Genomic DNA, 25443 nt, shown 5'->3' with positions numbered 1-25443 from the left:
GATGGGGCGACGGGGCGAAGACAACAATTCGGCAAACACCCGGCATCGCCGGTGTCGCGGTCCGTTCGACGGGCGGGCGGTGGGCTGGCGGCGGGCGCTAGCGGCGGGCGGTCGAGGCACCGCGCAGCGAGTCGCGCTGGCGCCACACGTCGCGGAAGAACTCATACCCCGACCACAGCGTCATCGCGACGGCACCGGCCAGCAGCACCTGCGCCGCGTAGAAGACGATCTCGCCGGGCAGGCCCAGCGCGTCGAAGGCACCCCCGTGCGCGTCTCCGTGCGGCAGCGGCATGACCAGGAAGCCGAGGGCACCCGCCTGCAGTGTGGTCTTGATCTTGCCGCTCTGCGACGCCGCGATCACCACGTGCTTGAGCACCGAGAGGCGCAGCAGGGTCACGCTCCACTCGCGCACGAGCACCACGATCGCGACCCACCACCAGATGTCGCCCACGATCGCGAGGCCGATGAAGGCCATGCCCGTGATCGCCTTGTCGGCGATCGGGTCGGCGATCTTGCCGAAGTCGGTGACCAGTCCGCGGGCGCGCGCGATGTCGCCGTCGACCTTGTCGGTGATCATCGCGATCGCGAAGATCACGAACGCCACCCACCGGCCGGTCACCGACTCGCCGCCGTCGGCGAGCAGGGCCCAGGCGAAGAACGGCACCAGCACGATGCGCAGCGTGGTGAGCGCGTTGGGCAGGTTCCAGTTGCTGGGGGGCGCGGTGCGGCCCTCGGACGGCGTGGCGGCGTCGGTCACGGGGTCTCCTCCCGGACGGGGCGGGCGAGCAGGTCGGCGCCGTCGGTGCCGGTGACGACGGCGCGGACGAGCTCGCCGCGCCGGTACCCCCCACCGGCCAGGTACGTGACGCCGTCGACCTCCGGCCCCTGGTGCGCCGCGCGGCCGACGGCGAGGTGATCCCCGTGGTCGGGCTCCTCGGCATCCTCGTGCAGCTGCTCGACGAGCACCTCCACGTGCTCGCCGATACGCTCCTCGGCGCGCTGGGCGGTCAGCTCCTCCACCAGGTCGGTGACGTGCCGCACGCGCGCGAGCACCTCGGCATCGTCGAGCTTGTCGGTGAAGCCGGCCGCCTCGGTGCCGTCCTCGTCGGAGTACCCGAAGACGCCGGTCACGTCGAGGCGGGCAGCGACCAGGAAGTCGCAGAGGGTCTGGAGGTCCTCCTCGGTCTCGCCGGGGAACCCGACGATCACGTTGGAGCGGACACCGGCCAGCGGGTTGTGCCGGCGCACCTGCTCGAGCAGTCCGAGGAAGCTCTCGGGGTCGCCGAAGCGGCGCATCCGGCGCAGCACCGCGTTGCTGGCGTGCTGGAAGGAGAGGTCGAAGTACGGCGCGACGCCGGGCGTGGCGGCGATCGCCTCCACGAGGCCGGGCCGGGTCTCGGCCGGCTGCAGGTAGGAGACCCGCACCCGGTCGACACCCTCGACGGCGGCGAGCTCGGGCAGCATCGTCTCGAGCAGCCGCAGGTCGCCGAGGTCCTTGCCGTAGGAGGTGGAGTTCTCCGAGACCAGGAACAGCTCGCGCGCGCCCTGCGCGGCCAGCCACTGGGCCTCGGCCAGCACGTCGGAGGGACGGCGACTCACGAAGGACCCGCGGAAGGCGGGGATCGCGCAGAACGTGCAGCGCCGGTCGCACCCGCTCGCCAGCTTCAGCGGCGACATCGGTCCGTCGTGGAGCCGGCGACGGGCGGCGGGCACCCAGTCCGGCGTCTCCTCGCGCGCCTCGGCGCGGTCGACCGGGCTGATCGGCAGGAGCCGTCGGCGGTCCGAGGGCGTGTGGGGGTGGTGGGCCTCCCCCGCCACGATCGAGCGCAGCCGCGCAGCGATGTCGGGGTAGTCGTCGAAGCCCAGAACGGCGTCGGCCTCCGGGAGCGACTCCGCGAGGTCCTTGCCGTACCGCTCGGCCATGCACCCCACGGCGACGACCGACTGCGGGCGACCGGTCTCCTTGAGGTCCGCGGCCTCGAGCAGCGCGTCGACGGAGTCCTTCTTGGCCGCCTCCACGAACCCACAGGTGTTGACGACGACCGTGTCGGCCTCGGCGGGGTCGTCGACGAGCACGAAACCGTCGGCCGCCAGCCGGCCGGCGAGCTCCTCGGAGTCGACCTCGTTGCGGGCGCAACCCAGGGTCTGGAGGGCGACGGCGATCGGGGCGGGGGTGGTCGTGGAGGTCATGTCCGCTCGAGTATGCCGCGCCGTGGCCACCTCCCGCGAACCGTGGGGACCGCGGTCGGTGGGGTGGGTGGGGTTGCTGGGGCTGGTGGTGCTGTGTTGGGGGCGAGGAGGCGTTCCCACGTCCACGTGGGAACGCGGAACAGGGGGGCCAGAATTCTGACCCCCCTGTTCCGTGATCCCACGTCCACGTGGGATCACGTCCGAGCTCACGAGCCACAGAAGGCCCACCAGCACCGGCAGCAACATCCGCCCCCGCCGGCGTTGGACCGTCCTCAGCGCACCACGTAGGTCTGCTGCGCCTGCTGCCCGGTGCTGCCCACGGCACCGCGCTCCTCGCCGTCCAGCGTCACCTCGAGCGAGCCGTCGGTGGTGCTGATCCGCACCGGGGGTGCGGCCTGGAAGGACTGCGACTGGTTGAAGGCGAGCTGGCCGTCGAAGACGATCTCGCCCGCGCCGTCGCGCGCCACGACCCGCGCACCACCGCCGGCCGCGGTGATGACGACGGGCAGGGGCTCGGCCGCCGAGGCGAAGTCGTTGTTGACACCGCCGGAGGAGTTGATGCCCCGCACCTGCGGCTGCACGCTCGGGCCGTCGTCCATCACCAGCCGCGCGATCGACCACACGAGCACCACGGCCATGACCGCGGCGACCAGCACCGACCAGCTCGGGCCCCGGGTGGGGCGCAGCGCGCCACCGCGGGCGGAGGCGAGCTCGGCGGCGAAGACGCGACGCGGGTCGATCGGCGCGTCGGCGTAGCGCTCGGTGTAGGTGGCCAGCAGCGGCTCGGCGTCGACCCCGAGGATGCGGGCCAGGGTGCGCAGGTGGCCGCGGGCGTAGAAGTCGCCCCCGCACGGCGCGAAGTCGTCGACCTCGAGGGCCTCGATGACGTGCGGCCGGATCCGGGTGCGCTCGGAGAGCTGGTCGACGGTGAGGCCCAGTCGCGTGCGCGCGCCCGCGAGCTGGGGACCGATGACCGGGTCGGGTGCGGGCTCGACGACGAACTGGTCGGGCTCGTCGAGCGCCAGCTGCTCGAGCTCGGGATCGCTCCCGCGGTGCGGCTCGACGTGCTCGGGCAGCCGCACGGCCGTGGCCTCGGGGTCCTCGTCCAGGTCGAGCCGGCGCGCGGTGGCGCCCTCGACGTGTGCGCGCACCGCGGGTCGGCTCTCGCGCAGCGGCGACGGCGTCGGGCTGGCGACCACCGGCCGCACCGGCGGCGGCAGCGGCCGGGTGGGCTCGGGCCCGTCGTGCGTGCCGGCGGGGTCCACGACCGGGGCGTCAGCGACAACCACGCCAGCCTCCGGCTCCTGCTCCACCGTCACGTCCTGGTCGAGCGCACCGATCTCGCCGGCCTCGACCTCGTCCTCGAGCGGCTCGTCGGCCGGCTCGTCGGCCGGCTCCTCGGCCAGCGCGGGGTCGATCTCCACGACCTCGGTCAGCCCGTCGGCCAGCTCGTCGAGCGCCACCGAGACCTCGGCGGGCGCGACGTCGACCAGCCGCGTAGAGAGCGAGAGCGGCACCACCAGGTCGTCGTCGTGCGCGCGGGCGACGAGGATCCAGCCGTCGCGCACCAGGCCGCGGCGCGGCAGGTGCTCGACCAGCTCCACCTCGGGCCAGGCGACGCCGGTCCAGGCGCGTCCTCGGCGCAGCCGCACACCGTGCCGGTCGGCCACCATCAGGGGGGCCCGGGAGTCCAGCAGCGCCAGCCCGTAGGCGGCGGCCACCAGCACCATGACGGCGCCGACGGCCCACTCGAGCAGCGAGCCGCCGGAGGAGGCCCGCGCCAGGTAGGCGACGCCGGTGACGGCGGCGGCTGCCCCGAGCACGGCGGGCAGGCCGACGCGGCGACGCACCTCGAAGGTCTCGCGGGGCCCGGCGTCGGGCCCGGCGTCACGATTGGCTTCGGAATTGGCTTCGGGCCCGGTCTCCTCGACCTCGCCGTGGCGGTCGGTCTCGGGCAGCGTCGTGTCGGGTGCGCTCATCACATCTCTCCCTGGATCGTGGCGATGACGGCGTCGACCTCGTCGGGCTTGACGAGCACGTCGCGGGCCTTGGAGCCCTCGCTGGGTCCGACGACCCCGCGGCTCTCGAGGATGTCCATCAGCCGGCCCGCCTTGGCGAAGCCGACGCGCAGCTTGCGCTGCAGCATGGAGGTGGAGCCGAACTGGGTGGAGACCACCAGCTCGATGGCCTGCACCACCAGCTCGAGGTCGTCGCCGATGTCGTCGTCGAGCTCGCGCTTGCTCTGCGTCGGCGCCGTGACGTCCTCGCGGTAGGTGGGCTCCAGCTGGCCCTTGCAGTGCTTGACGACCTGGGCGATCTCGGCCTCGGTGACCCACGATCCCTGCACGCGCACGGGCTTGGAGGCGCCCATCGGCAGGAACAGGCCGTCACCCTGGCCGACCAGCTTCTCCGCGCCCGGCTGGTCGAGGATGACCCGGCTGTCGGCGAGCGAGGAGGTGGCGAAGGCCAGCCGCGAGGGCACGTTGGCCTTGATCAGACCGGTGACGACGTCGACCGAGGGCCGCTGGGTGGCCAGCACCAGGTGGATGCCGGCCGCGCGGGCCAGCTGGGTGATCCGCACGACGGCGTCCTCGACGTCGCGCGGGGCCACCATCATCAGGTCGGCGAGCTCGTCGACGATGACCAGCAGGTAGGGGTAGGGCGCCAGCTCGCGCTCGCTCCCGGGCGGCACCGTGACCTTGCCCGCGCGCACCGCCTTGTTGAAGTCGTCGATGTGGCGGAACCCGAAGTTGGCCAGGTCGTCGTAGCGCAGGTCCATCTCGCGCACCACCCAGGCGAGCGCCTCGGCGGCCTTCTTGGGGTTGGTGATGATCGGCGTGATCAGGTGCGGCACACCCTCGTAGGCGTTCAGCTCCACCCGCTTGGGGTCGACCATGATCATCCGCACCTCGTCGGGCGTGGCCCGCATCAGCACCGAGGTGATCATGGAGTTGATGAAGCTGGACTTGCCGGATCCGGTGGCGCCGGCCACCAGCAGGTGCGGCATCTTGGCCAGGTTGGCCACCACGAAGCCGCCCTCGACGTCCTTGCCGAGCCCGGCCACCATCGGGTGGTGGTCCGAGCGGGCGGTGCCGGAGCGGAGCACGTCGCCGAGGCTGACGATCTCCTTGTCGAGGTTGGGGATCTCGATGCCGATCGCCGACTTGCCGGGGATCGGGCTCAGGATGCGCACGTCGGCCGAGGCCACGGCGTAGGCGATGTTCTTGCTCAGCGCGGTGACCTTCTCGACCTTCACCGCGGGACCGAGCTCGACCTCGTAGCGCGTCACGGTCGGGCCCCGGGTGTAGCCGGTGACCTGCGCGTCGATGGCGAACTCCTCCATCACCTGGGTCAGCCGGTCGACGACGGCGTCGCTGGCCTTGGAGCGCGCCTTGTGCGGCGAGCCCTCCTTCAGCACCCCGTTCTCGGGCAGGGAGTAGGTGATGTCGCCCGACAGCATGAGCTGCTCGACGCGCTGCGGGATCGGGGTGTGCGGCGGCGGCTCGAGGTCCCCGGCCGTGTCCGGCTCGTCGACGACGACGGGGGCCGGGCGGGCGGCGCGCGGCGGCGTCGCCCCGCCGCCGTCCGCACCCTGCGCCAGGGCGACGTCGAGGGGGTCGGCGGTGACCTTGGGCCGCTCGGCGGTGTCGCCGGCGCCCGGGGCGGGCCACGCGCCGGTCGCGTCGTCGTCGATCGCCGCGAGGGCGGCCTCGGCCTCCGCCTCGGCGGCCGCGGCGCGCTCCCGCTTCTTGCGCTCGCGCGGCGTGATGACCGGGCTGTCGTAGGCGGGGTCGCCCATGTCGGGGTCGATCTCACCGGTCTCGTCGTGCAGCTGCGCGTCGTCGTACTGGTGCTCCCCGCGGCCGAGCGCGAGGTCGCGCAGGTAGGCCAGCCGGTCGGGCACCCGGTAGACGGGGGTGGCGGTGATGACGAGGACGCCGAAGACCGCGAGCAGCACGAGCAGCGGCACCACCACGTAGGGCGTGCGCAGCAGGTCCATCAGCAGGGAGGAGACGACGAACCCGACGGCACCGCCGGCCTCGCGCAGCGCCGAGGTGTCGCCGGCGACGGGGCGGGGGCTGCCGTTGGCCACGTGCACGACGCCGAGCACGCCGAAGGCGAGCGCGGTCCACCCGATGACCTGGCGGCCGGCGGGGCCCTGGCGCTGGGGGTCGCGCATCACGCGCCAGCCACCGAGCACGAGCAGGAGGGGCACGAACCAGGCCACCTTGCCGACGGTGCCCGCGACCAGGGTGCGGGCCAGCTCCATCAGACCGCCGGGCACCTCGAACCAGATGGCACCGGCGCAGACCAGACCCAGACCGACGACGAACAGGCCCAGCCCGTCGCGACGGTGAGCGGGGTCCAGCTCGGCGGCGCCGCGTCCGACACCGCGCGCGGTGGCCCCGACGCCGTGGGCGATCGCCAGCCAGACCGTGGCCAGGCCGCGGAACAGGGCCCCGAAGAGGCGTGCGATCGGGCCGGGCCCGGTGCGCACCGCGCGCGGCGCCGGCCGGGCGGCCGTGCTCCGGCCCTTGCTCGCGGTCTTGCTGCCGGTCCGGGTCGACCCCTTGGCGCCGCTCTTGGCCCGCGAGGACGCAGCAGGCTTGCGTGCGCTCGTGGCGCGCGTGGTGGAGGTACGGGTGCTGGAAGGCTTCCGGGCGCTCCGAGGTCGGGTGCTCGCGCCGTCCGAGGACGTGCTCGAGCTCCGCGACCCCGGCGGGGAAGACGTACGGGTCGCCATGACACCCAACCTAGGCCACCGTCACACCAGCCACACGCACCACACGAGTGCGTGTTTCTCCCTCAGGTCACAGCCCGCCGAGCCACGGCCCGACGACGAAGGCCGTCGGCAGCACCAGCAGCGCCCCGGCAGCCGCCAGCACCAGGGCTGCCTGCACGGGACGGCGGCGCACCTCGCGCAGCAGCTCGATGCGCGTGCGCAGCCCCGTGACGTCGTCGGCAGCCCCCACCGAGCCCTCGGGAGCGGCACCCGCGGCCAGGGTCACCAGCGCCCGGGCCAGCGGCGCGCGGCCGGCGCGGCGGGCGGCCGCGCGGTCGGCCAGCACCTCGGCCAGCAGTCGCACCTCCTCCAGGGCCGAGGCGCTGGAGACCCACCGCGGGAAGGCGCGGTGCAGCACGCTGAAGGCCTCGAGCACCAGGTCGTGGCGGGCGCGCAGGTGTGCGCGCTCGTGCGCCAGCACCGCGACCAGCTCGTCGGGCTCCAGGCGACCCAGCGCGCCGGCCGAGAGCACCACGCGCGAGCGGCCGACGCCGGGCAGGCAGTAGGCCACCGGCACCTCGTGCTCGAGCACGAGCACCCCCTCCCCCACCGCCTCGTCGCGCTGCCCCAGCAGGTCGAGGTGGCGGCGGTGACGGCGTCGCAGGGCGCGCAGCCGCGTGCCGGTGCGGTGCGCGGTGAGCAGCAACCGCCCCAGGACCACCGCGGTGACGAGCAGCGCGAGGCCGGCGACGGCCACCGACACCGGGTCTGGCGCCCGGCGCCAGGCCTGGTGGGTGGCCAGCGCGAGGCCGGCACCCAGGGCGGCCAGGACGGCGGCCAGGGCCACGCCCTGCCACAGGACCAGCGCGGCGCGCGGGGTGTGGCGGACCGCCGCGGCGCGCGCCAGCAGCCGGGGAGCCGGGCCCGCCAGCAGCACCGCCAGCGCCCCGAGCAGGACCGGGGTCAGCACGTCCCCACCCCGGGCCCCGGCGGAGCCCTCACACCAGCTCGGCGAGGGCGCGGCGCAGCGCCGCGACGTCCTCGGGGCTGGCGGCGTCGACGAAGGCCACCAGGGCGGTGCCGCGGTCGTGGTCGGCGAAGTCGTCAAGGGTCTCGCGCATCAGCTCCGCGGTCATCTCGGCGCGGGAGCCGCGGGCGCGGTATCCGTAGGCGCGTCCCTCACGCTCCTGCAGCACCAGGCCCTTGCGCGCGAGCCGGTCCATCACCGTCATCACGGTCGTGTAGGCGATCTCCCGCTCCTGCGCGAGACCCGCGTGCACCTCGCGCACGGTGAGGGAGGCCTCCCCGGCGGTCCAGAGCCGCTCCATGACGGCGCGCTCGAGGTCGCCGAGGACGGGGCGCGAGGAGGGCATGCACGGGATTGTACCTACGACGCCGACCGTACTACTCTCCGTAGTACCTACTACGCAACGTCGTAGTCGAGTCTCCAGGAGGACCCCGTGGACGTCGTCGACATCGCCCGGCTCCAGTTCGGCGCCACCACCGTCTTCCACTTCCTCTTCGTGCCCCTGACCATCGGGCTCACCGCCCTGGTCGCCTGGCTGGAGACCCGCTGGATCCGGACGGGCAACCCCGAGTACCTCCGCCTGACCAAGCTCTTCGGCAAGCTGCTGCTCATCAACTTCGCCATCGGCGTGGTGACCGGGATCGTGCAGGAGTTCCAGTTCGGCATGAACTGGTCGGACTACTCCCGGTTCGTGGGCGACGTCTTCGGTGCCCCGCTGGCCATCGAGGGGCTGCTCGCCTTCTTCCTGGAGTCGACGTTCCTCGGCCTGTGGATCTTCGGCTGGGACCGGCTGCCGCGGGGCGTTCACGTGGCCTGCATGTGGATCGTCCACGTCGGGACGTTGTTCTCCTCCTACTTCATCCTGGCCGCCAACTCCTGGATGCAGCACCCGGTGGGCTACGAGTTCAACCCCACGACCGGGCGGGCCGAGCTCAACGACTTCGGTGCCGTGCTCCTCAACAAGGTGCAGCTGGTCACCTTCCCGCACGTCGTGCTCGCCGCCTACCTGACCGCCGGCCTGGCCGTGGTCGCCGTCTCCGGCTGGCTCTACGTGCGCCGCGACCACCGGGCCGACCGTCCGCTGCACCTGCGCGCGGTCCGCCTGGGCGCCGTGGTCGCCCTCGTCGCGGGGCTCGGCGTGGCGGTGACCGGCGACCTGCAGGGCAAGGTGATGACCGAGGTGCAGCCCATGAAGATGGCGGCCGCGGAGGGTCTCTACGAGACCGCCGAGAGCTGCGCCCCGTTCTCGGTGCTCACCCTCGGCACCCCCGACGGCCGCGAGGAGAAGTTCGCCCTCACCGTGCCCTGCCTGCTGAGCTTCCTCGGCACCGGCTCGTTCGACGGCGAGGTGCGGGGCATCAACGACCTGCGCGAGGAGTACCGCGCCACCTACGGGCAGGACCCCGGAGCCACCTACTACACGCCCGAGGAGTACGTGCCGGTCATCCCGGTCACCTACTGGTCCTTCCGGCTCATGATGGGCTTCGGCATGGCCGCCGCCGCCGGTGCCGGTCTGGTCCTCTGGCTGACCCGTCGCGGGCGCACGCCGACCTCCCCCTGGTTCCGACGCCTGCTGATCTTCCTCCCCCTGGGCGCCCTGGCCGGCAACTCGTTCGGGTGGATCTTCACCGAGATGGGCCGCCAGCCGTGGGCCGTCTTCGGGCTGATGACCACCGACCGGGCCGTCTCCCCCGGTGTCTCGGTCACCGAGGCGACCATCTCCCTGCTCAGCCTCACCGCCATCTACGCGGCCCTCGCCGTGGTCGAGGTCGGGCTCATCCTGCGCGCCGTGCGCGCCGGCGCACCCGCGCTGCCCGAGCCTGGCCCCGGCGGCGGGAGCCGGGACGACGACGCCCCGCTCGCCTTCGCCTACTGACCGCCGGCACCCCCGGTCCCCCACCGCCCACGAGAGGCCCCGCCATGGAGCTCACCACCGTCTGGTTCGCGCTGATCGCCGTGCTGTGGATCGGCTACTTCGCCCTCGAGGGCTTCGACTTCGGGGTCGGCATGCTGCTGCCGGTGCTCGCCCGCGACGACCGTGAGCGCCGCGTCATGATCAACACCATCGGCCCCGTCTGGGACGGCAACGAGGTCTGGCTGCTCGTGGCGGGCGGGGCCACCTTCGCGGCCTTCCCCGAGTGGTACGCCACGCTGTTCAGCGGGTTCTACCTGCCGCTGCTGCTCATCCTGCTGGCCCTGATCGTCCGGGGCGTCGCCTTCGAGTACCGCCACCAGCGCCCCGAGGCCACCTGGCACGGGTGGTGGGACCGCGCCATCATCATCGGCTCCCTGGTCCCGGCGGTGCTCTGGGGCGTCGCGTTCGCCAACATCGTGCGCGGCGTCCCGATCGACGCCGACCTGGAGTACACCGGCGGGCTGCTGACCCTGCTCAACCCGGTCGGCCTGCTCGGCGGGCTCACGACCCTGCTGCTCTTCCTCACCCACGGCGCCGTGTTCCTCGCGCTCAAGACCGACGGGGAGATCCGCCACCGCGCCCGCGCCCTCGCCCTGCGACTGGGCAGCGGCACCGCCGTCGTCGCCGTGGCGTTCCTGCTCTGGGCCCAGCTGCACACCGGCACGGGCGCCTCGGCGGTCGTCTTCGCGCTGGCGGCCTGCGGCCTGCTGGCCGCGCTGGTCGCGCTGGCCGCCGGCCGTGAGGGCTGGGCCTTCACCGGCACCTTCGTCGCCATCGCGCTGGCCGTGGCCGGGCTCTTCCTCGGTCTCTTCCCCGACGTGATGCCCTCCAGCACCGACGCCGCCTTCTCGCTGACCACGACCAACGCGGCGGCGACGCCCTACACGCTCGGGATCATGACGTGGGTCGCGGTGCTCGTGACTCCGTTCGTGATCGGCTACCAGGCCTGGTCGTACTGGATCTTCCGGCAGCGCATCTCCGTCCACCACATCCCGGTCTGAGGTCCCGCGCGATGCCCCGGCCCCTGGACCCCCGACTCCTCCCCCACCTGCGCCCCGCGACGCGACCGCTCGCCGTCGTCGTCCTGGGGCAGGTGCTGACGGGCGGGCTCGTGGTGGCACAGGCCTTCGCCGTCACCGCCCTGGTGACCCGTCTGCTCGCCGACCCCACCGGCACCGGCTGGCTCGACGCCGCCGGGTGGGTGCTCGGCGTGCTCGCCGCCCGTGCCGCGGTCGGCGTCCTGGTGGAGCTGGCCGCGATCCGGGCGGCCGCGCGCGTGGGACGCCACCTGCGGTCGCTGGTCCTGGAGGCGGGGCTGCAGCAGCGTCCCGGCGTGCCCCCGCCCGGGGAGCTGGCCCTCCTGGCCACACGCGGCGTCGCCGCCGTCGAGCCGTACCTGACCCGCTACCTGCCGGCGCTGGTGGTCGCCGTCGTGCTGCCGCCGCTCACGGTGCTGGCCATCGCCAGCCAGGACCTGCCCGCCGCCCTCGTGGTCCTGGTGACGCTGCCGCTGGTGCCCGTGTTCGCGGCGCTGGTGGGACTCGCCACCCGCGACCGCGCAGAGCAGCAGTGGCGGGCGCTCTCGCAGCTGTCCGGTCACTTCCTCGACGTCGTCCGCGGGCTGCCGACGCTGGTGGCGCACCGCCGCGCGGGAGCGCAGTCGCAGCTGGTCCGCGCGGTGACGGAGCGGTACCGAGTGGCGAGCCGGCACGTGCTGCGCCTGGCGTTCGCCTCCTCCGCCGTGCTCGAGCTGGTGGCCACTCTCTCGGTCGCGCTGGTGGCCGTCACGGTGGGCCTGCGCCTGGCCGACGGCGGGCTGGGGCTGAGCACCGCGCTGGTGGTGCTGCTGCTGGCACCCGAGGCCTACTGGCCACTTCGTCGCGTGGGAGCAGAGTTCCACGCGGCCGCCGAGGGCACTGCGACGTTCGAGGCCATCGAGGCCCTACGCACCCAGAGCACCGCTCTCGACCCCGGCGGCCCGGCACGTAGCGAGCCCCACGGCGACCTGCACCTGGACGACGTGACGCTGCGCTGGCCGGGACGGACCGCGCCGGCGGTCGCCGGTCTCAGCGCCACGGTGCCCGCCCACGGGCTCACCGCGCTCACCGGCCCCTCGGGCTGCGGCAAGAGCACCGTGCTGGCCGCCCTGCTCGGCGAGCTACCCGTGGAGTCGGGCCGCGTGCGGGTGGGCGAGCACGCCCTGGGCGCGATCGACCCCGAGGTGTGGCGCGCCCACGTGGCCCACCTGGAGCAGCGGCCCTGGCTGCGCGACGCCACCGTGGCCGAGAACCTCCGCGTGGCCCGCCACACGGCCACCGACGACGAGCTGCGCGCCGCGCTGGCGAGGGTGCGCCTCGACCTGACGCTCGACCTGCGCCTGACCGAGGACGGCGCCGGTCTCTCGGCCGGCCAGCGGGCCCGTCTGGGGCTCGCCCGCGTGCTGGTGGCCGACCGCCGCTACGTGCTCCTCGACGAGCCCACCGCCCACCTGGACGCCGGCACCGAGGCGGTGCTGGTGCGCGTCATCCAGGAGCTGGCCCGCGAGAGCTGCGTCGTGGTCGTGGCGCACCGGCCGGCCCTGGTGGCCGCGGCCGACGTCGTCGTCGAGCTGATGGCTCCCGAGCCGCCCTCCCCCGCACCCGCCGAGCACGCGGCGCACGCACCCGGCCGGACGACGACCGTGCGACCGGCCGCGACACTCCCACCGGCGCGTCCGGCCGCGCACACCGGGGCGCGGCTGGCGGCGGCGTCGCTGCTGGCGACCCTCGCCGCAGCCTCCGGCGTCGCCCTCACCGCCACCGCGGGGTGGCTGATCGCACGCTCGGCCGAGCAGCCGCCCGTCCTCACCCTGATGGTGGCGATCGTGGGGGTGCGCACGTTCGGCATCGCCCGCCCGGTGCTGCGCTACGCCGAGCGGCTGCTCTCCCACGACACCGCGCTGCGACTGCTCGCCGAACGCCGGGCCCAGGTCTACGACGACCTGGTCCCGCTCGTGCCGGGTGCGCTGGGCCGCCGTCGCGGCGACCTGCTCGCCTCGGTGGTCGACGACGTCGACGCGCTGCTGGACCGGCAGCTGCGGGTGCGCCAGCCCCTCGTCACCTGGCTGGGCACGAGCGCGCTCGCGGCCGGCGTGCTGACCCTCTGGTCGGTACCCGCGGCCGCGGTGGTGCTGCTCGCGGCGGCAGGCAGCGGCCTCCTGGCGTGGGTCACCGCCCGGCTCGGTGCCCGCCGCCGGGCCGTTGCGGCCGTCGAGGCGCGAGCACTGCTCTCGCGCCGCGTGCTGGAGTCGCTCACGGACGCCGCGCCACTGCGACGCTGGCAGGCCGCGTCGAGCGCCTTCGCCGGCGTCGAGGAGGCCGGAGCCCTCCTGCACCGGGCCACCGGCTCGACCGGCCGCTGGCTGGCCGTGGCGCGGGGGCTGCCCCTGCTGGGTGCCGGTCTGGCCCTGGGAGCCGTGGCCGCCGCGGTCGCACCGGCCCTGGCCGCCGGCGCCCTCGCGCCGCCGGTCGCCGCGCTGCTCGTGCTCGTCCCGCTGGCGCTCGCCGAGGTGGTCACACCGGTCGCGGACGCCGGGGCGCTCGGGGTGACGACGCGGGCTGCCGCGGACCGCCTGGAGTCGCTGGCCCGCACGCCACCCGCGGTCAGGGAGACCGAGCACCCGGCGGCACTTCCCGCGAGCACCGAGGTGCGCCTCCACCGGGTGCGCGCCGGCTGGCCGGGAGCGGCCTCCACCGAGCCGGTGACGCTCGGGCTCGGGCCCGGCGACGCCGTCGCGGTCGTGGGCCCCTCGGGCAGCGGCAAGAGCACCCTGGCCGCGGTGCTGCTGCGCTTCCTCGCGCCGCGCACCGGCACCCACACCGTGGGCGGCACCGACGTGGCCGGCTTGCGGGCCGACGACGTGCGCGAGGTCGTCGGGCTGCTCGACGACGACCCGTACCTGTTCGCCTCCACCCTGGCCGAGAACGTCCGCCTGGCCCGACCTGGCGCCGACGACGACGAGGTCGAGGCGTCGCTGCGGGCGGCGCGGCTCGGGCCGTGGCTCGACTCGCTGCCCGACGGCCTGGGCACGCGCCTGGGCAGCGGCGGCGACGACGTCTCGGGGGGCGAGCGTGCCCGGATCGGGCTGGCCCGCCTGCTGCTGGCCGACCACCCGGTGCTGGTGCTGGACGAGCCGACTGCGCACCTGGACACGGCGACGGCCCGGGAGGTGACGGGTCAGGTGCTCGAGGACCGTGCCGGCCGTGCCGTCGTCTGGATCACCCACGTCGAGGACGGCCTGGAGCACGTGGACCACGTGCTCCGCCTCGGCGGGTCCGCGCCGCCCGAGCCGCTCCAGCCGCCCGCGCCGACGTCTGCGACGGGACGCCCCGCCGGGTTCAGGCCTCGATGACCACCGGGATGATCATCGGGCGACGACGGTGCGCCCGACTGACCCAGCGGCCGACGACACGGCGCACGACCTGCTGCAGCTGGTACTCGTCGGTGACGCCCTCGGCCACCTTCACGGCGACGGCGTCGATGATCGGCTGCCGGATCTCGTCGAAGGTGGACTCGCCCCCGGCGAAACCGCGGGCCTGGATCTCCGGGCCGCCGACCACCTGGCCGGTCTGGGAGTCGATGACCAGGATGACGGAGATGAAGCCCTCCTCGCCCAGGATGCGACGGTCCTTGAGCGAGGACTCGGTGATGTCGCCGACCGAGGCGCCGTCCACGAACACGTAGCCGCAGTCGACCTTGCCGGTGATCGAGGCCTTGCCGTCGACGAGGTCGACGACGACGCCGTCCTCGGCCACCACCACGTTCTCGACGCCGGTCTGGCGTGCCAGTGCGGCGTTGGCCAGCATGTGCCGGATCTCGCCGTGCACGGGCAGCACGTTGCGCGGGCGGACGATGTTGTAGCAGTAGAGCAGCTCGCCGGCGCTGGCGTGGCCCGAGACGTGCACCATCGCGTTGCCCTTGTGCACCACGCGGGCGCCCCAGCGGGAGAGCCCGTTGATGACCCGGAACACGGCGTTCTCGTTGCCGGGGATCAGGCTCGAGGCGAGCAGGACGGTGTCGCCCTCCTCGATGTGGACGAAGTCGTGGTTGCGCTGCGCGATCCGTGAGAGCGCACTCATCGGCTCGCCCTGCGAGCCGGTGGAGAGCAGCACCTGCCGCTCGGGCGCGATCTTGGCCAGCTCCTTGGCCTCCACCAGGGTGCCGGCGGGCACGCGCAGGTAGCCCAGGTCGCGGGCGATGCCCATGTTGCGCACCATGGAGCGCCCGACGTAGGCGACCTTCCGGTTGTGGGCGACCGCGGCGTCGAGCACCTGCTGCACGCGGTGCACGTGCGAGGCGAAGCAGGCCACGATGATGCGCTGCTGGGACTCGCGGAACACCTGGTCGATGACCGGGGTGATCGCCTTCTCGGTGGGCGTGAAGCCCGGGGTCTCGGCGTTGGTCGAGTCGGTGAGGAAGAGGTCGACGCCCTCCTCGCCCAGCCGGGCGAAGGCGCGCAGGTCGGTGATCCGGCCGTCCAACGGCAGCTGGTCCATCTTGAAGTCGCCGGTGTGCAGCACCAGACCGGCCGGCGTGCGGATGGCGACCGCGAGGGCGTCGGGGATGGAGTGGTTGACGGCGATGAACTCCAGCTCGAAGGGCCCCAGGCTCATCGTGTCGCCCTCGGAGACCTTGTGGTGCACGGTGTGGCGCAACCGGTGCTCGCGCAGCTTGCCGTCGAGCAGCGCCAGCGTCAGCTCCGAGCCGATCAGCGGGATGTCGCCGCGCTCGCGCAGCAGGTACGGCGTCGCACCGATGTGGTCCTCGTGGCCGTGGGTGAGCACGAGCGCCTCGACGTCGTCGAGCCGGTGCCGGATGGCGTCGAAGTCGGGGAGGATCAGGTCGACGCCGGGGTGGTTCTCCTCGGGGAAGAGCACACCGCAGTCGACGATCAGCAGCCGGCCGTCGTACTCGAACACGGTCATGTTGCGGCCCACCTCGCCGAGACCGCCCAGCGCGATGACGCGCAGGGCTCCCTCCGGCAGGCTCGGCGGGGCGGAGAGCTCGGGGTGCGGGTGACTCACTCAGGTCCTCTTCGAGATGCGTGTGACGTGCGCGGTGCGCGCGGGTGGATCGGGTCTCAGGTCAGCAGGCCGGCGGCGGCCAGCCCCGCGCGCAGCGCCGCCACCTCGGCGTCGTCGAGCGGCACGAGGGGCCCGCGCACGCGGCGGTTGTCGAGCACGCCCAGCAGCTCGAGGGCGGCCTTGGCGGTGGTGGCGCCGTAGTGGGTGACCCCCATGACGGCGGTGAACGCCGGCGCCAGCCGGGTGTAGCGCTCCAGCGCGGAGGCGACCTCGCCGCGCTGGAAGTCGTCGATGAGAGCGGCCAGCTCGGCGGAGGCCGCGTGGCCCACCACCGAGACCAGGCCGACGGCACCGTGGGCGAGGTAGCCGAGCACCAGCGCGTCGTCGCCGGAGTAGACGGCGTAGCCGAGCTGGCGCAGCGCGACGGCGGCCGTCGGGTCGCCGGTGGCGTGCTTGACGCTGGTGACCACGTCGAGGCGCGCCATCTGCTCGTAGACCTCGAGCGGGATGGCCTGGCCGGTGCGGCCGGGCACGTCGTAGAGCATCACCGGCAGGTCGCTGGCCCGCGCCACCTCGGTGAAGTGGTGGGTCATGCCGGCCGGGCCCGGCTTGTTGTAGTACGGCGTCACGAGCAGCACGGCGTCGACGCCGACCTTCTCGGCCTGCCGCGCCAGCTCCGCCGAGTGCGCGGTGGCGTTGGTGCCGACGCCTGCGATCACCGTGGCGCGGTCGCCGACGGCGTCCTTGACGGCGCGCAGGATCTCGCCGTCCTCCTCCACCGTGGTGGTGGGGCTCTCGCCGGTGGTGCCGCTGACGACGACGCCGTCGTTGCCCGTGGCGACCAGGTGGGCGGCGATCGCCGCGGTGCCCTCGAGGTCGACCGAGCCGTCCTCGTGGAAGGCGGTGGCCATCGCGGTGAGGAGCCGGCCGTAGGGTGCCGCGGCGGTGGAGCTCATGGCGCCCAGGCTATCGCTCGGGAGGGACGGTCCTCGACAGGCGCTCAGACGTGGGGTGCCACCTCGGCGGCCAGGAGCCGCAGGTGGTCGAGGTCGGCGAGGTCGAGCACCTGCAGGTAGGCGCGCTCGCTGCCCAGCTCGGCGAAGCGGCGCAGGGTGGCCACCGCCTCCTCGGGGGTGCCGGCGACGCCGTTCTCGCGCAGCTCGTCGGGCTCGCGTCCGATGGCGGCGGCCCGGCGCCGGAACTCGGCCTCGTCGGCACCGACGCACACCACGAGGGCGTTGGAGAGCCGCAGCGTCGCCGGGTCGCGACCGGCGTCCTCGCAGGCGCGGCGCACCCGGTCGAAGGCCTCGCGGGTGGTGTCGGCGTCGACGAACGGCAGGTTGAACTCGTCGGCGTGGCGCGCGGCCAGCGCCGGGGTGCGGCGCTTGCCGAGCCCGCCGATCAGCACCGGCGGCGGCGTCTGCACCGGCTTGGGCAGCCCCGGGCTGTCGGTGACCGAGTAGTGGTGCCCCGTGTGGGAGAAGGGGCCCCGGGCGGCCCACAGGCCGGTGACGATGGCCAGGGTGTCCTCGAAGCGGTCGAACCGCTCCCCCGTCCCCGGGAAGGGGATGGCGTACTTCTCGTGCTCCGCGGCGTACCAGCCGGCACCGATGCCGAGCTCCACCCGGCCGCCGCTCATCTGGTCGACGCCGGCGACGGCGATCGCGAGCGGCCCGGGGTGGCGGAACGTCGCGCTGGTCATCATCGTGCCGAGCCGGATCGTCGAGGTGTCGCGCGCGAGGCCGGCCAGGGTGATCCAGGCATCGCTGGGGCCGGGGAGTCCGTCGGTGCCCATCGCCAGGTAGTGGTCGGAGCGGAAGAAGGCGTCGAAGCCGAGACGCTCGGACTCCAGCGCCACCGCGAGGAGGTCGTCGTAGGTGGCGCCCTGCTGGGGCTCGGTGAACACGCGCAGCAACATGTGCCCAGCCTGCCAGGAGGCACCTCCACGCCCGACCGTCAGGCGGTGTGCTCAGTCCTGGCGGAAGCCGACGCGCTGCAGCCAGACCCGCTCGAACCCGTCGAACACCTCGCGGTCGGTCTCCACCCAGTCCTTCTCGGCGAACGCCGGGTAGCGCACGTCACCCTCGGGCTCGAGCGGGATGACGCTCAGCACCTGCTCGCTGGCCAGCGGCAGGGCCTCGGCGTAGACCTGCGCACCCCCGGCCACGACCACCTCGCCGTCGTGGCCGGCCGCGACCGCCAGCGCGTCGAGGAACGAGTGGGCGACGGCGACGCCGTCGGCGCGCCAGGAGCGGTCGCGGGTGAGCACGATCGTCGTCCTGCCGGGCAGCGGGCGGCCGATCGACTCGAAGGTGGTGCGCCCCATGACCAGCACGTGGCCCAGGGTCAGCTTCTTGAACTCGGCCTGCTCGCCCGGCACCGACCACGGGATGCGCGGACCGTCGCCGATGACGCCGTTGCGGGCCACCGCGGCCACGCAGAGGATGCGCTTGCTCATCTCGCCCCGTCCCGCTCAGACCGCGATGGGGGCCTTGATGCCCGGGTGCGGGTCGTACCCCTCGAGGGCGACGTGCTCGAGGTCGAACTCGTCGATCGCGGTGACGGCCGGGTCGAGCACCAGACGCGGCAGGGGCCGCGGGTCGCGGGTCAGCTGCAGGCGGGCCTGCTCGAGGTGGTTGAGGTAGAGGTGGGCGTCGCCGAGCGTGTGCACGAAGTCCCCGACCCGCAGGCCGGCCACCTGGGCCACCATGTGGGTGAGCAGGGCGTAGGAGGCGATGTTGAACGGCACGCCGAGGAACACGTCGCCCGAGCGCTGGTAGAGCTGGCAGGAGAGGCGCGCGGCCCCACCGTCGGCCGCGGGGGCCACGTAGAACTGGAACATCGTGTGGCAGGGCGCGAGCGCCATCTGCGGGATGTCGGCCACGTTCCACGCCGAGACCACGTGACGGCGCGAGTCGGGGTCGGTGCGCAGCGCCTGCACCACCTCGGCGAGCTGGTCGACGTGCCGCCCGTCGGGGGTGGGCCAGGAGCGCCACTGGTGGCCGTAGATCGGCCCGAGGTCGCCGAGCTCGTCGGCCCACTCGTCCCAGATGCTGATGCCGCGCTCCTGCAGCCAGCGCACGTTGGTGTCGCCGCGCAGGAACCACAGCAGCTCGCCGAACACCGAGCGCGTGTGCACCTTCTTGGTGGTCACCAGCGGGAAGCCCGCCTCGAGGTCGAAGCGCATCTGGTGGCCGAAGACCGACAGCACCCCGGTGCCCGTGCGGTCTCCCTTCTCGACCCCCTCGTCGAGGATCCGCTGGACGAGGTCGAGGTACTGGCGCACGCGCCGAGCGTAGTCCACCCGGCCCCCGGCGCGGTGCTGCCGGACCGCCTGCCGGGTCCCGTGGACCCACCCGGGCAGCGGTGCGTCAGTGACCGTTCGAGGCTGCTGTCCGGTCACCCGGGCACCGCCCACCCCGGCGGCGGTGGCTCAGAGGGCCAGCGTGCCGCGGATCGTCGTCCGGGTGGCACCGCCGACCCAGACGTCTGCGTCCTCGACGCTCACGTGCACGCGTCCGGCGCGCTGCAGCACCGTGCCCTGCGCGGCCATGTAGCGCCGGGGCAGCCGTCGCCCACCCAGCCACAGGCCGAGGCCGGCGTTGAGGCTGCCGGTCACGGGGTCCTCCGGCACGCCGTACTGGGGGCAGAAGGCCCGCACCTCCACGTGGGGCCCGTCCGGCCCGGGGTCGGGCTGGATGCCCGCGACGCCGATCTTGAGCTCGCCGAACGCGGACCAGTCGGGCTCGAGCGCCAGCACGGCGCCCGGGTCGGCCAGCAGGACGCCGAGCCAGCCGGGACCGTTGTCGATCCAGGCGGTCTCGAGCACCGCGTCGGGCCCGACGCGGAGCGCGCGCAGTGCGGCCGCGAGCTCGTCGGCGGTCGGTGCGCCCGAGCGGAGCAGCGGCGGGGCACGGAAAGCCAGGGGGGACCCGGCCTCGTGGCGCACGGCCACCAGGCCGGCCCCGCACTCCTGCACCACGACCCCCGGGGCGGCGGGGCTCCCGCCGGCCTCCAGCCAGGCGTGTGCCGAGCCGAGGGTGGGGTGGCCGGCGAAGGGCAGCTCACCGCCGGGGGTGAAGATCCGCAAGCGGTAGTCGGCACCACCGGCGGCACCCTGGGCGGTGGGGGTCAGCAGGAAGGTGGTCTCGGAGAGGTTGGTCCACCGCGCGAACGCGGCCAGCTGCTCGTCGTCGAGCCCCTCCGCGCCGTGCACCACGGCCACCGGGTTGCCGCGCAGTGCGGCGTCGGAGAAGACGTCGACCTGGCGGAACTCGCGCACGGCGGCCGCCCTCAGGGGTGCAGGGACATGGGGCCGTAGACCTCGCGCTCGTGCTCGAGCAGGGTGACGGCGTCGACGCCCTCCTCGGCCAGCTCGGCGTAGAACTCGCCCACCCACGACTCGGCGTCGGCCTGGGTGGGGAAGCGCTGGTCGGCCAGGGGGCCCTCGACGGCGACCTCGGAGCCCTCGGCGTCGAGCAGGCGCCACCACCAGGGCTGCTCGGCCGGGGTGGCGCTGCGGAAGGTGCTGGGCTGCTCGGGCAGGTTCACGTGGTCAGCCCTCCCGGACCGAGGTGTCGACGAACGGGGGCTTGGTCTGCGTGAACACCTCGCGGCGCCCGCGCACGTCGACGCCGAGCTCCGCCTCGGGGTCGACGCTGCGGGAGACCAGCGCCAGGGCGATGCCCTTCTTCAGGGTGGGCGAGAAGGTGCCGGAGGTGACCTCGCCCACCGGCACGTCGGCGGTGAGGCTGACCCCCATGTGCGGCCGCGGGATCGCGCGGCCGGTGGAGACCAGGGCCGTCAGGCGGCGCGCGGCGCCCTGCTCGCGCTCGGCCAGCAGCACCTCGCGACCCCAGAACGCCTCCTTCTTCCAGCCGACCGCCCAGCCCAGGCGGGCCTCGTTGGGCGTGACGTCGAGCGAGATGTCCTGGCCGTGCAGCGGGTAGCCCATCTCGGTGCGCAGGGTGTCGCGGGCGCCCAGCCCGCAGGCGGCGATGCCGTGCTCGGCGCCGGCCGCCATCAGGGCGTCCCACAGCGCACCGGCAGCGTCGGCGTCGCAGATCAGCTCGTAGCCGCGCTCGCCGGTGTAGCCGGTGCGGCAGAGCACCACGCCGACCTCCTCGCCGCGCTCGTCGGCGAAGCCCGCCTCGACGAAGCTCATGTAGTCGTGGCCGGCCGGCAGGCCGACGGCCTCGAGCACCTCGTCGGACCGCGGACCCTGCAGGGCCAGCACGGCGTACCCGCGGTGGTGGTCGCGCACGCGCACGCCCTCGGGCGCCGCCTCCTCCAGCCGCCGGACCACCTCGGCGGTGTTGGCCGCGTTGGGCACCAGCAGCACGTGGGTCTCGTCGCGCAGGTAGACGATCAGGTCGTCGACGATGCCGCCCGTGGCCTCGTCGCAGCACAGCGTGTACTGCGCCTGGCCGGGACCGATCCGGCCGAGGTCGTTGGAGAGGGTGGCGTTGACGAACTCCGCAGCGCCCGGACCGGTGACCAGCGCCTTGCCCAGGTGGCTGACGTCGAAGAGCCCCACCCGCTCACGCACCGCCGTGTGCTCGGCCACGACCCCACCGGCGCCGCCGCTGTAGTCCAGCGGCATCGACCAGCCGCCGAAGTCGGAGAACTTGGCACCCAGTGCCTCGTGGCGGTCGTGCAGCGGCGAGCGCAGCGTCTCGCCGGCCGGGCTCGGGGAGGGATCTGCGGCCATGGCCGCAACCTACCGCAGCGCCGACCCCGTCACCGGGCGGCACCGGGCGACACCGGGGCAGCCGAGCCGGCGGCCGAGCCGGTGGGCGGCGCCACCTATCCTGCGAGCGTGACCACCTCCGCGCTGCGCAACGCCAACCCCGCCAAGACCAAGGCCGACGCCGTCGTCGTCGGCCTGCAGCAGCGCCGGGGCCAGGCCGAGGTGGCCCCCGGCGGCGAGGAGGTGGCCCAGGCCTACGGCCGCTCGTGGAGGCCGCTGCTGGCCACGCTGGCCGCCACCGGCAAGGCCGGCGAGGTGCTCAAGGTGCCCACCTCGCGCACCATCGGCTCCCCCGTCCTCGTGCTCGTCGGTCTCGGCGAGGTGGCCGAGGGCCAGGCGCAGGTCGACGCCGTGCGCCGCGCCGCGGGGGTGGCGGCCCGGGCCGTGCCGAACGCCGCGTCGGTGGCGCTGGCGCTCCCCGCCGGCTCCGCCGAGCTGGTGGCCGCCGCGACCGAGGGGTTCCTGCTCGGCGCCTACCGCTTCACCACCTACCAGTCCAAGCCCGACACCACCGGGATCGCCGAGCTGGTCGTCTGCTCGACGCTCGCGCGCCGCAAGGAGGTCGTCACGGCCTTCGAGGAGGCGCAGGTGCTGACCGCCGCCGTCGCCACCACCCGCGACTGGGTCAACACCCCGCCCGGTGACCTCACTCCGCCGGCCTTCGCCGACGCGGTCGTCGAGGCGGCCAAGGCGCACCGCAAGGAGCACTCGCGGCGCGGCCAGCGGGTCGAGGTCACGGTCCTCGACGACGCGCAGCTGGCCGAGCTGGGCTGCGGCGGCCTGCTGGGCGTCGGTGCGGGGTCCTCGGCGCCGCCGCGACTCGTGGAGCTGCGCTACACCTCCAAGGACGCGCGCACCCACCTCGCGCTCGTCGGCAAGGGCATCACCTTCGACTCCGGCGGCCTGACCATCAAGCCCGCCGCCAGCATGGGCGAGATGAAGTCCGACATGGCCGGTGCCGCCGCCGTCGTGCAGGCCGTCCTCGCCATCGCGGCGCTGGAGCTGCCGATCACGGTGACCGCCTACGCGGCCATGGCCGAGAACATGCTCTCCGGCGACGCCCTGCGGCCCGGCGACGTGCTCACCATCTACGGCGGCACCACCGTGGAGGTGCAGAACACCGACGCCGAGGGCCGCCTGGTGCTGGCCGACGCCCTGGTGCGGGCCACCGAGCAGGAGCCCGACGTGATCGTCGACGTCGCCACGCTCACCGGCGCCATGGTGGTCGCGCTGGGCGACCAGGTGGCCGGCGTCATGGGGACCGACGAGGTCGTGGGCCACGTGCTCGACGCCGCCCGCGACGCCGGCGAGCAGGCCTGGCCGATGCCGATCCCCGAGCAGATGAGCGAGCGGATCCACTCCAGCAAGGTCGCCGACCTGGCCCAGCACGACTGGGTGCGCTGGGGCGGCGGGCTGTTCGCCGCGGCGTTCCTGCGCGAGTTCACCGCCGGGCGCCCCTGGGCGCACGTCGACATCGCGGGCCCGTCCTTCAACTCGGGCGGCCCGCGCGGTCACGTGACCAGCGGCGGCACCGGCTACGGCGTCACCACGCTGGTGGAGCTCGCGCGGCGGCTCAGCGCCTGAGTCTCCCGGGCCCGGCCCGCTGACCGGCGTTCCCACGTAGTCGTGGGATCGCCACGACGCCGCCGGCGGTCACATACCCCGAGGGGCATAGGGCCCGAGCATCAGCCGCCGAGGTCCTCGCGACGCTGACGCGCCTGCTCGAGCTTCATCCGCCGGTTGTAGTCGCGCATGCGCTGCGGCACGCCCACCACGGCAGCGTCGTAGGAGGGCACCTGGTGCTTGTTGCAGAAGTCGTGGGCCCAGTTGACCGAGGGCACCCGGCGCCGCGTCCACTCCCCGTCGTGGGCCACCAGCAGCAGCGTCACGTCGCTGACGGCGGTGCGGGGCTCGACGAACCCCTCCACACCGTGCCGCTCGGCGACGAACTCGCGCAGGTGCACCTCGTCGGTGCGGTCCGAGGCACGCACCGTGGTGGAGCCGGTGCGGAAGCCGTCGCGCGACGGCTTGCTCATCTTGGTGCGCGCGCCGCGGCGGAAGCGATCCATCATGCCCATGCGCCCATTGTGCCCTGTGGGTCGAACAGCCGCCGGAGGACGGGCCGCGACCGCCGGGCCGGGTTACCGGCGAGTCCTACCGGCGCGTCACCTCACCGTGTGACAGGAGGGGCTCGCGTAGTGCAAGGATGGAGGCGACCGAGACCGGCGGTGGAAGGGAAGCGGCACAGGCGTGAGTGGGTCGGAGTTCGACGTCCTCGTCCTCGGAGCGGGGTCCGGCGGCTACGCCTGCGCCCTGCGCGCGGCCCAGCTCGGACTCTCCGTCGGGCTCGTCGAGCAGGGCAAGCTCGGCGGCACCTGCCTGCACGAGGGCTGCATCCCCACCAAGGCGCTGCTGCACGCCGCCGAGGTGGCCGACGCCGCCCGCGGCGCAGCCGCCTTCGGCGTCAACGCCACGCTCGAGGGCATCGACGTGGCAGGCGTCAACGCCTACAAGGACGGCGTCGTCTCGCGGCTGTTCAAGGGCCTCACGGGGCTGGTCCGCAGCCGCGGCATCACGGTGCTCGAGGGCACCGGCCGGCTCACCGGCCCCCGCGAGGTCACCGTCACCGACGCCGACGGCGCCAGCACGGTGCGCTCCGGTGCGCACGTGGTGCTGGCCTCCGGCTCCCAGCCGCGCACCCTGCCGGGCCTGGAGCCCGACGGCGAGCGCGTCCTCACCTCCGAGCACGCCCTGCGCCTCGAGCGGGTACCGGCCTCCGTGGTGGTCCTGGGCGGCGGCGTGATCGGGTGCGAGTTCGCCAGCGTCTGGCGCAGCTTCGGGGCCGAGGTCACGATCGTCGAGGCCCTTCCGCGGCTCGTCGCCGCCGAGGACGAGGCCTGCTCCGCGGTCCTGCAGCGCACGTTCAAGAAGCGCGGCATCACCGTGCGCACCGAGGCGCGCTTCGCGTCCGTCGAGCACACCTCGAGCGGCGTCGCCGTCACCCTCGAGAGCGGTGACGTGCTCGAGGCCGAGCTGCTCCTGGTGGCGGTGGGCCGCGGCCCCCGCACCGAGGGGCTGGGCTACGAGGAGCAGGGCGTGGCCATGGACCGCGGCTTCGTGCTCGCCGACGAGCTTTGCCGCACCAACCTCGAGGGCGTCTTCGCCGTCGGCGACATCGTCCCCGGCCTGCAGCTGGCCCACCGCGGCTTCGCCCAGGGCATCCTGGTGGCCGAGCAGATCGCCGGGCTCGCCCCGCAGCCCATCGACGAGGCGGGCATCCCCCGCGTCACCTACAGCCACCCCGAGGTCGCCTCGGTCGGCCTCACCGAGGCCGCTGCCCGCGAGCAGCACGGCGACGGCGCCGTCGAGACCCTGACCTACGACCTGGGTGGCAACGGCAAGAGCCAGATCCTGCGCACGCAGGGACTGGTCAAGCTGGTGCGCCTGGCCGACGGCCCCGTGGTGGGAGTCCACCTCGTGGGGGACCGGGTCGGCGAGCTCATCGGGGAGGCCCAGCTGATCCACGGCTGGGAGGCCCACCCCGACGACGTCGCGCCCCTGGTGCACGCCCACCCCACCCAGCACGAGGCGCTCGGCGAGGCCCACCTGGCCCTGGCCGGCAAGGCCCTCCACGCCCACTCCTGACCGCACACGCCCCACCGAACAGCGCAGCACCGACCAGCGAACCGCCACAGAGAAGGAACACCATGGCCACCGAAGTCAACCTCCCCGCACTCGGCGAGTCCGTCACCGAGGGCACGGTCACCCGCTGGCTCA

20 protein-coding genes are annotated in these 25443 nt (G+C 74.1%); 5 read left to right on the top strand and 15 right to left on the bottom strand.

The features are described from left to right. Window positions 1–97 precede the first annotated feature (97 nt). The 6 genes from pgsA to ABD948_RS21065 all read right to left on the bottom strand — a co-directional run bounded on the left by pgsA (window position 98) and on the right by ABD948_RS21065 (window position 8286). A complete protein-coding gene (gene pgsA, locus ABD948_RS21090) occupies window positions 98–757 on the bottom strand; it encodes a CDP-diacylglycerol--glycerol-3-phosphate 3-phosphatidyltransferase (RefSeq protein WP_345271999.1) in 660 nt (219 codons plus the stop codon). After that, window positions 754–2163, bottom strand: a complete 1410-nt coding sequence (gene rimO / locus ABD948_RS21085; protein WP_345272599.1) for a 30S ribosomal protein S12 methylthiotransferase RimO — start codon at window positions 2161–2163, stop codon at window positions 754–756. Before rimO ends, pgsA begins: the two co-directional genes overlap by 4 nt. Window positions 2164–2462: 299 nt before the next feature. Continuing rightward, the gene (locus ABD948_RS21080) at window positions 2463–4169 is read right to left on the bottom strand and encodes a helix-turn-helix domain-containing protein (RefSeq protein WP_345271995.1); all 1707 of its coding nucleotides are present in this window, start codon (window positions 4167–4169) and stop codon (window positions 2463–2465) included. Next, a complete protein-coding gene (locus ABD948_RS21075; RefSeq protein ID WP_345271988.1) occupies window positions 4169–6934 on the bottom strand; it encodes a DNA translocase FtsK in 2766 nt (921 codons plus the stop codon). The genes ABD948_RS21080 and ABD948_RS21075 overlap by 1 nt, the downstream gene beginning before the upstream one ends. 67 nt (window positions 6935–7001) lie before the next feature. Then, window positions 7002–7883, bottom strand: coding sequence for a M56 family metallopeptidase (locus ABD948_RS21070; RefSeq protein WP_345271983.1), 882 nt, complete (start codon window positions 7881–7883; stop codon window positions 7002–7004). Between the two features lie 28 nt (window positions 7884–7911). After that, on the bottom strand, window positions 7912–8286 hold the full coding sequence (locus ABD948_RS21065; RefSeq protein WP_345271981.1) for a BlaI/MecI/CopY family transcriptional regulator: 375 nt from the start codon (window positions 8284–8286) through the stop codon (window positions 7912–7914). An 87-nt stretch (window positions 8287–8373) separates the two neighbouring features. On the opposite strand from ABD948_RS21065, the gene ABD948_RS21060 reads away from it, so the two are divergent. From ABD948_RS21060 to cydD, 3 genes are read left to right on the top strand one after another with little or no spacing between them, the layout of a single operon-like run. Then, the gene (locus ABD948_RS21060) at window positions 8374–9816 is read left to right on the top strand and encodes a cytochrome ubiquinol oxidase subunit I (RefSeq protein WP_345271977.1); all 1443 of its coding nucleotides are present in this window, start codon (window positions 8374–8376) and stop codon (window positions 9814–9816) included. A 44-nt stretch (window positions 9817–9860) separates the two neighbouring features. Further along, entirely contained in the window at window positions 9861–10856 is a 996-nt protein-coding gene (gene cydB / locus ABD948_RS21055) for a cytochrome d ubiquinol oxidase subunit II (RefSeq protein ID WP_345271973.1), read from the top strand. An 11-nt stretch (window positions 10857–10867) separates the two neighbouring features. Continuing rightward, window positions 10868–14245: a thiol reductant ABC exporter subunit CydD gene (gene cydD, locus ABD948_RS21050; RefSeq protein ID WP_345271968.1), complete on the top strand. Its 3378-nt coding sequence runs from the start codon at window positions 10868–10870 to the stop codon at window positions 14243–14245. Here the strand turns inward: cydD and ABD948_RS21045 are convergent. The 8 genes from ABD948_RS21045 to gcvT all read right to left on the bottom strand — a co-directional run bounded on the left by ABD948_RS21045 (window position 14232) and on the right by gcvT (window position 21627). Continuing rightward, a complete protein-coding gene (locus tag ABD948_RS21045; RefSeq protein WP_345271960.1) occupies window positions 14232–15917 on the bottom strand; it encodes a ribonuclease J in 1686 nt (561 codons plus the stop codon). The two genes, cydD and ABD948_RS21045, sit on opposite strands and share 14 nt — an antisense overlap. Before the next feature lie 56 nt (window positions 15918–15973). Beyond that, window positions 15974–16873, bottom strand: a complete 900-nt coding sequence (gene dapA / locus ABD948_RS21040; protein WP_345271956.1) for a 4-hydroxy-tetrahydrodipicolinate synthase — start codon at window positions 16871–16873, stop codon at window positions 15974–15976. A gap of 44 nt (window positions 16874–16917) precedes the next feature. Beyond that, window positions 16918–17835, bottom strand: a complete 918-nt coding sequence (locus ABD948_RS21035; RefSeq protein ID WP_345271952.1) for an LLM class F420-dependent oxidoreductase — start codon at window positions 17833–17835, stop codon at window positions 16918–16920. A gap of 51 nt (window positions 17836–17886) precedes the next feature. Continuing rightward, window positions 17887–18375: a dihydrofolate reductase gene (locus ABD948_RS21030; RefSeq protein ID WP_345271946.1), complete on the bottom strand. Its 489-nt coding sequence runs from the start codon at window positions 18373–18375 to the stop codon at window positions 17887–17889. Between the two features lie 15 nt (window positions 18376–18390). After that, window positions 18391–19203, bottom strand: coding sequence for a thymidylate synthase (locus tag ABD948_RS21025; protein WP_345271943.1), 813 nt, complete (start codon window positions 19201–19203; stop codon window positions 18391–18393). Window positions 19204–19350: 147 nt separating this feature from the next. Further along, a complete protein-coding gene (locus ABD948_RS21020) occupies window positions 19351–20199 on the bottom strand; it encodes a PhzF family phenazine biosynthesis protein (protein WP_345271939.1) in 849 nt (282 codons plus the stop codon). Window positions 20200–20210: 11 nt separating this feature from the next. Next, entirely contained in the window at window positions 20211–20468 is a 258-nt protein-coding gene (locus ABD948_RS21015) for a hypothetical protein (protein ID WP_345271936.1), read from the bottom strand. A gap of 4 nt (window positions 20469–20472) precedes the next feature. Continuing rightward, window positions 20473–21627 (bottom strand): glycine cleavage system aminomethyltransferase GcvT, encoded by a 1155-nt coding sequence (gene gcvT / locus ABD948_RS21010; RefSeq protein WP_345271933.1) that lies wholly within the window; start codon window positions 21625–21627, stop codon window positions 20473–20475. A 108-nt stretch (window positions 21628–21735) separates the two neighbouring features. Here gcvT and ABD948_RS21005 point away from each other — a divergent pair, with 108 nt between their 5' ends. Beyond that, window positions 21736–23250 (top strand): leucyl aminopeptidase, encoded by a 1515-nt coding sequence (locus ABD948_RS21005; RefSeq protein WP_345271930.1) that lies wholly within the window; start codon window positions 21736–21738, stop codon window positions 23248–23250. 101 nt (window positions 23251–23351) lie between these two features. On the opposite strand, the gene ABD948_RS21000 is transcribed toward ABD948_RS21005, so the two are convergent. Further along, window positions 23352–23744 (bottom strand): hypothetical protein, encoded by a 393-nt coding sequence (locus ABD948_RS21000; RefSeq protein ID WP_345271926.1) that lies wholly within the window; start codon window positions 23742–23744, stop codon window positions 23352–23354. Between the two features lie 172 nt (window positions 23745–23916). Between ABD948_RS21000 and lpdA the strand changes: the two genes are divergently transcribed. Beyond that, window positions 23917–25311, top strand: coding sequence for a dihydrolipoyl dehydrogenase (lpdA, locus tag ABD948_RS20995; protein WP_345271923.1), 1395 nt, complete (start codon window positions 23917–23919; stop codon window positions 25309–25311). Window positions 25312–25443 lie beyond the last annotated feature (132 nt).

This window comes from Nocardioides nanhaiensis (genome assembly GCF_039542785.1).
In the GTDB taxonomy this organism is placed as follows: Bacteria; Actinomycetota; Actinomycetes; order Propionibacteriales; family Nocardioidaceae; genus Nocardioides; species Nocardioides nanhaiensis.
This window is presented reverse-complemented; position numbering and strand designations above follow the sequence as displayed.